Annotated in this window: 8 protein-coding genes and 1 pseudogene; 4 read left to right on the plus strand and 5 right to left on the minus strand. The window is 55.7% G+C overall.

Annotated elements, in window-relative coordinates:
- Positions 1–22: 22 nt before the first annotated feature.
- Positions 23–493: a hypothetical protein gene (locus AAIH70_RS29990; protein WP_430037760.1), complete on the plus strand. Its 471-nt coding sequence runs from the start codon at positions 23–25 to the stop codon at positions 491–493.
- Here the strand turns inward: AAIH70_RS29990 and rpsU are convergent, their stop codons facing one another.
- From rpsU to AAIH70_RS30005, 3 genes are all read right to left on the minus strand, one after another.
- The gene (gene rpsU / locus AAIH70_RS29995; RefSeq protein ID WP_430037763.1) at positions 494–757 is read right to left on the minus strand and encodes a 30S ribosomal protein S21; all 264 of its coding nucleotides are present in this window, start codon (positions 755–757) and stop codon (positions 494–496) included.
- A gap of 93 nt (positions 758–850) precedes the next feature.
- Positions 851–1,156, minus strand: a complete 306-nt coding sequence (locus AAIH70_RS30000; RefSeq protein WP_430037766.1) for a hypothetical protein — start codon at positions 1,154–1,156, stop codon at positions 851–853.
- A gap of 99 nt (positions 1,157–1,255) precedes the next feature.
- Complete coding sequence (locus AAIH70_RS30005; RefSeq protein WP_430037770.1) at positions 1,256–1,696, minus strand: NUDIX hydrolase; 441 nt, start codon at positions 1,694–1,696, stop codon at positions 1,256–1,258.
- A gap of 117 nt (positions 1,697–1,813) precedes the next feature.
- Between AAIH70_RS30005 and AAIH70_RS30010 the strand changes: the two genes are divergently transcribed.
- From AAIH70_RS30010 to AAIH70_RS30020, 3 genes and pseudogenes are all read left to right on the plus strand, one after another.
- Positions 1,814–2,182, plus strand: a complete 369-nt coding sequence (locus AAIH70_RS30010; RefSeq protein WP_430037773.1) for a CYTH domain-containing protein — start codon at positions 1,814–1,816, stop codon at positions 2,180–2,182.
- Complete coding sequence (locus AAIH70_RS30015) at positions 2,179–2,496, plus strand: hypothetical protein (protein ID WP_430037776.1); 318 nt, start codon at positions 2,179–2,181, stop codon at positions 2,494–2,496. The genes AAIH70_RS30010 and AAIH70_RS30015 overlap by 4 nt, the downstream gene beginning before the upstream one ends.
- A pseudogene (locus tag AAIH70_RS30020) lies at positions 2,466–3,262 on the plus strand (CHAD domain-containing protein). Before AAIH70_RS30015 ends, AAIH70_RS30020 begins: the two are co-directional and overlap by 31 nt.
- Before the next feature lie 194 nt (positions 3,263–3,456).
- Here AAIH70_RS30020 and AAIH70_RS30025 read toward each other — a convergent pair.
- Positions 3,457–4,470 (minus strand): sensor histidine kinase, encoded by a 1,014-nt coding sequence (locus tag AAIH70_RS30025; protein ID WP_430037778.1) that lies wholly within the window; start codon positions 4,468–4,470, stop codon positions 3,457–3,459.
- 193 nt (positions 4,471–4,663) lie between these two features.
- The gene (locus AAIH70_RS30030) at positions 4,664–5,671 is read right to left on the minus strand and encodes a sensor histidine kinase (RefSeq protein WP_430037781.1); all 1,008 of its coding nucleotides are present in this window, start codon (positions 5,669–5,671) and stop codon (positions 4,664–4,666) included.
- Between the last annotated feature and the right edge of the window lie 449 nt (positions 5,672–6,120).

Genomic DNA, 6,120 nt, shown 5'->3' on the forward strand with positions numbered 1-6,120 from the left:
GACGCTCTATGCATTCGAAGAGATGATCGCAGCCACAGGCATTCCTGCAGCGATCAATCGAGGTGCTTATTATTTCACAAATCTCGATGCGATGCTTGGCGCGGCCAGATCAGGAGTGCTGCTGACGCCGTTTCCGCCAGACCTCCGCATTCCGATGGTTTCCCCTAACGACCTTGCGAAGGCTGCAGCGACCAGATTAAGCAGTTCGGTCGAGGATATCGGTGTTCGATACATTGAAGGCCCCGAACGCTACATGTTCGCAGATGTCGTAGCCGCGTTCAGCCGGATGCTGGGTAAATCGGTCGAAATCGCTCAAATCCCGCGCGAGGAGATCGAGCAAAGCTTCCGTGCTTTGGGATTCTCAGAGCCAGCCGCCGAAGCGTATACAAGAATGACGCTTTCGACGATCGAGGATCCGGACCTCCCTGACGATCCGGATCGAGGCAGCATTACGCTGGAGCAGTATCTCGCCACATTGGCCGCTGCTCGGTGATTAACTCATCAGGCTAGAGGATTTTTTCGATCGGCCTGTTTTGTTGGGCTTTTTTGCAACGATGCCCAACTCCCGGTTCAGCTTCTTTTGCGCCAGCTTGCGCGCACGGCGAATAGCTTCGGCCTTTTCACGGGCACGCTTCACCGAAGGCTTTTCGAAATGCTCACGCAGACGCATCTCGCGGATGACGCCTTCCTGCTGAAGCTTCTTTTTGAGCACGCGCAAGGCCTGGTCGACATTGTTGTCACGAACGATGATCTGCACACTTAACTCCCGCGCCTTCGGTTTTGATCGCAAATGCCTTAGCCATGGGTTTCGAAATTTTGCTAGCCAAATCCGCCGCCGCAGGCTCAGGCTTCATTTGCCTGAGCGGAGGATCCGCTCGACCGCGGCGGTAACCTCCTGCTCCAAGGCCTCGAGCGTCTCGATTAAGGTTTGGATGGCCACGGTCCGGGCAGGATGGGGCTGCCGGGACATATCGCGGGCTCTTACTCTACGCGCTTCAATATCGAGAACTAGCGCCTCGATATCGATGTGGCCCAGTCGCTCCTGAAGTTCGGCGATCCGATCAAGGACGCCCCGAATGAGTGGTTCGAGCTCGTCTGCCGTGAGTTCGGACGGCGAAGACAACGCTTGCATCAGTAAGGTTTTTGGATCGGGCATGGCGCTGGTTGCATAGCGAATTCGGATACGAAAATGAAATAGCTTTGCCGCCCATTCGTTGCGGCGATGGGCGAATAATTCCGAGTTGGTAAAATTGCCTCAGGATAGATCGCGCAAGAGATCCCGCAGGCCTTCATGTCCGGCAACGCGTCCAGCCTCCGCCAGGGTGAACCACTGGCGATTGCGCATGCCCTGTTCGGGATATGCATCTTCCATCGACGTGACGGTCAGCCGGTGGACGATGACCCGATAGCGAGCCGGACTGCTATCTTTCGTATAGACGAAGGACCCGGCAATGGTGTCCGAGATCTCGCCACGGATCCCGGCCTCTTCGAATGCTTCGCGTGCCGCGGCAAGGTGGGAGGCCTCGTCTTGGTCAATATGGCCTTTCGGCAATCCCCATCTGCCATTTCGGCGGCTGCCCACCAGAAGGATCTCGGTCTCGCCATTGGGCAATATGCGCAAACAGAGCGCTCCGGCTTGTTCGATCACGTCGGCGCTCGTCGATTTGCCGCTTGGAAATTTGGTATCACTCTTCATTCTTTTACCCATGCCCCATGTCTCTCGGTTGGTACCGTCATTGCCGTTACAGGAAGATGAACTAAGTCAACGAGGTGTGCGTTCACTTGGCCTGTGATCAATTCTCGGAGTGCTGCGGTGTCAGAAGTCGAACTCAAGCTTGAAATCGATGCCGGCGATCTTGACCGGTTGCTGCAAGCCGACCAGTTCGGCGGACAAGGCGAAGTAGTTCAGCAGCATTCGACCTACTTCGACACGGGCGACAATGTCTTGTTCTCCTCGGGCTTCACGCTGCGGATCCGGCAGGCCGGCGACACACACATCCAGACCATCAAGGCAACGGGCCCAAGCGCATCCATCTTCGCACGCAGTGAGTGGGAGATGGCGTCACAAGCAACGATCCAGTCCTTGATCATTCCAGCCCGCTTCTCAATGAGTTCGGAGATCAGGTTCGGGAAATCGTGTCCAAATTCGACGTCGTCAACGAACGGCGGATATGGTCAGTGAGCGAGAATGGCTCGACAATCGAAGTTTCACTCGACCGAGGCGTCGCTCTATCCGTCGACCGCGAAGCGCCATTTCTTGAGCTGGAGCTGGAACTGAAAGAGGGCAATGCGCGCGATCTGTTCGTCTTGGCGCGAAAGATCGAGGCGATCGTGCCGTTTCGATTTGGTGTTTTGTCGAAAGCCGAGCGCGGTTTCCGGCTGTTGGGGGCGGCTCAGGTGGTTGTCAAGCTGAACCGATTACTCTGGACCGGGGCGCGTCCACGCTCCAGGCCTTCCACGAGATCATGCAGTCGTGCTTTAGGCAGTTTCGCCTGAATGAGACTATTCTAAGGGCACGGCGAAATCCGGAATCCCTCCACCAAGCTAGAGTGGCGTTGCGGCGACTACGATCAGCTATCACCCTGTTCAAGCCGATGCTAGAAGACCCTGAAGCGAAACGGGTATCGGCCGAGTTCCGGTGGCTTGCCGGTGTCCTTGGCGAAGCTCGGAACATCGACGTTCTTCTACAGAAGGCCATACACGGTCAGCTTCAAGACACTCTGTCTGAAAAGCGCGTTGCCGCCTATGGAGAAGCCTTGGCCGCACTCGACAGTGCCCGGGCAAGAGCGCTTATGCTCGATTCCAAGAGTGGCTCCACTTTGGGAACTATATCAGCGACGCGCGCACCGCGGACATTCGCGACCGACCGGCCCCCGAGTTTGCAGCCAGTGCCCTCGATAAGGCGCGCAAGCGGCTGAAAAAGCATGGGCGGGATCTGGCTCAGGTCGATGACGAGCATCGGCACGAAGCCCGCAAAGATGCAAAGAAGCTGCGCTACGCCGCTGAATTCTTCCGCTCGCTGTTTTCGGACAAGAGGAGCAGCCGGCGGTACAAACGGTTCGTCGGGGCGATGGAAGCGCTGCAGGACGAGCTTGGCGCCCTTAACGACCTCGCCACCGGGCCGGGCGTTCTCGAAGCACATGGGTTGGGCGAACATCCCGGAGCGGAAGACCTCGTCCTTCATGCTGACAGGTTCTCGCTGATCAGTAAGGCTCAGGATGCTTTGGACGAGGTTCTGGACGCTAAGCGTTTCTGGAAATAGACCTGCAAGCTGGCAAGAGGAGATGTTTGCCGCCTCTCGGTGCTTCGTCGAAGCAGCTTACCAGGCTAGTTGCCATGGGCTCAGAGATTTCAGAGGCTCACGCGTTTCGAAATTGTATGGCTCGCAGGTTCGAATCCGTTCATGACCACCCCCGTTATTAACTTCAGCTTTGATCAGCGACAGGACCGGTCACTCTATTCTGCCTCATGAAGCTGCCGCTGGAGTTTCTCCAAAGGCGCGCGAAGTTTAAGGACCAAACCCGTCTCCAGATAGTCGATCGAGAGCTCACCAAAACTCGCGAGGCTCACGCCGATAAGCCTTGACCCAAATCCTTTTTTGCTTGGTGCGACCACTTTTGGCCCACCGCTCTCGGCCCATGTGGCCTCAATCGAGGGCTCCCCAGCATCATTCGTTAAAGTCCAGCGCATCGTAATAACACCTTCAGTATTCGACAGGGCGCCATATTTTCGCGCGTTGGTGCCGAGCTCGTGAAGGACGAGCGATATCGCCAAGGCTGGTTGTGGATCGAGTTCGACGTAGGGTCCACTCGACAAGAAACGTGGGCTTCCTTCTAGCCCGAGACTGGAAACCGCACTCTCGACAACTGTTTTAAGATCCGTGCTGGACCAGTTTTCATGCATTAAAATGTCATGCGCGCGCGAGTAAGCCGAAATGCGGTCTTGCAGCGTCGATCCTACTTCAGCCACAGAACTTGCACCACGTAGGGACTGCGTGACAATCGACTGGATTACCGAAAGCGTGTTCTTGAGGCGGTGGTTCAGCTCATGCATCAGAAGCTTCTGGCGCTCCTGACGGTGGCGCTCTTCCGTGCGGTCGCGTAAGATCTTCAGGAAGCCCTCGGGCGAACCGCCGTCGGAACGCAGCACCATCATTTCACCGGATGCCCAAAACTTCGAACCATCTTTCCGCAAATGCCAGCGTTCGTCATTTCCGCGGCCATGCTCCAGAGCGTCGCGCATCTCCTGCTGGGGAATGGCGTTCTGCTGATCCTCTTCTGTAAAGAAAACCCCTGCCGGTTGGCCAAGCATCTCCTCTTCGCTCCAGCCTAGGATGCGGACAGCCCCTTCATTCCAGATCGTCACCAGGCCATTAAGATCCATGGAGATGATTGCGTAATCGATTGCGCTGTGTAGAACAGCCTCGAGAAACCGCTCGCGCGACGTGGATTGACGCTTGGTCGTGTCCATGGTTGCCCCCGGAATGCCTGTGTCGATGTCCTATATGAGCGAGGATGAGCCAAGTCTCAAGGCAATATGTAATGGACTCTCATGATCGAGCGATGCGCACGCCTGTATCCGCGATCCTGCGAAGACAGTTGCCCAAAGCCGAGCAAACGATTTAGCTAAAAGACTTTTGCGCGACCTCTATCGGGGCCCCCCTTTATTCCAGCCCGATCTGAATGCGGGGCAGGGGTGCGATCAGCGTCCAGACAATAGCATCCTCAGTCGCGGTCCATGTGCATGTTCCCCCGAGAGCGGCCGCGACGATGCGTTTTAAAACGAGGGAACCGAACCCATTGCCGCGGGCTAGGAGATCTGGTTCGCTGACACCTGTCTCACGCCAAACCAATTCGAACTGCTCGCCTTCAGGTTCACTCGCGAGTGTCCATGACAGATCCACATCAGATAGCTCCGATCCAGAAAACTGCACACGGTTGATGACCAATTCATGGAGGGCCATGCCGATGTTCAACACAGCATTCGCGTCGAGCAAGATCTCAGGTCCGGAGGATGAGAAGACGCCATTTGTGGCGAATGGTCGGATTTGGTGCGAGATCAGTGCCTTTAGCTCTACGCCTGCCCAGTCGACCGAAGACAGCAAATCCTGAGAATGGGAAAGCGCCATAATGCGTTCGCGAACACGTCGCTCAAACGCTTTGATATCCTGTTCGCGCGCGGCGGTCTGGGTGATAACAGAAAGGATAACGGCATACTGGTTTTTAACCCGGTGATTAATCTCACGCATTAGCAGTTTGAGCCGGCGCTCATTTTCCTTGCTTTCGGAAATATCGCGGGCGATCTTTGAGGCACCAATAATCCTGCCGCGCTTGTCTCTGATCGGCGAGATAGTAATCGATACAGGAACCAGCTGCCCGGCTCGGGTGTTGCGGAGCGTCTCAAAGGTCTCTATCTGTTCGCCCAGCTTTATGCGCCGGATGATCTCGACTTCCTCGTGGTGACGGTCGTCGGGTATGAGGATGTAGATCGAACGGCCTATGGCTTGCTCGGCTGTAAACCCGAAAAGCCGCTCGGCGGCCTTGTTCCAACTAATGATCGTCCCAGACAGATCTTTGCTGATAATGGCATCAAAGGAGCTGTCCACAATAGCTGCGAGGCGAGCTTCGCTGTGATTTTTACGGCGGCGTTTCTTGGACTTCTGCTCAAACATGTGCATTCCGGCGTCACGTCAAACGAAGATGGGTCGGAGTTAGGTTATCTGACCAGCAATACAAAACTTGACCGGACGCAAAACTAGTGAAACGCGCTACAGTTTCAACCCTTGTAGAAATTTCGCCCTCACGTCGGCTTGGTCGACATTTAGCTCTTAGATTACGGGTTTGCAGCTGCGGATCCCTCGACGAAAAAATCTCACCGCCGCGCACGGGAATTGGCGTGTCCCTTGCTGGTATTGCTAAGTTCACGACGCAAGAAGACGACGGCTTATCAGATTCACCGAAGCGTATCGCTGATTCGATACCGTCCCAGCGCTCACGTCCACGACATAGGCGAAGCCGATAACGATCCCTCGCGAAAAACCAAGCTAGGCAGTGTCCCCATAAACCGGGTTCATTTTATTGGCGGTGTGTGATTCAATCTCCTTGAAAGGAGATTGCCATG

This window comes from Neorhizobium sp. BT27B, assembly GCF_050455485.1.
Taxonomy (GTDB): Bacteria; Pseudomonadota; Alphaproteobacteria; order Rhizobiales; family Rhizobiaceae; genus Neorhizobium.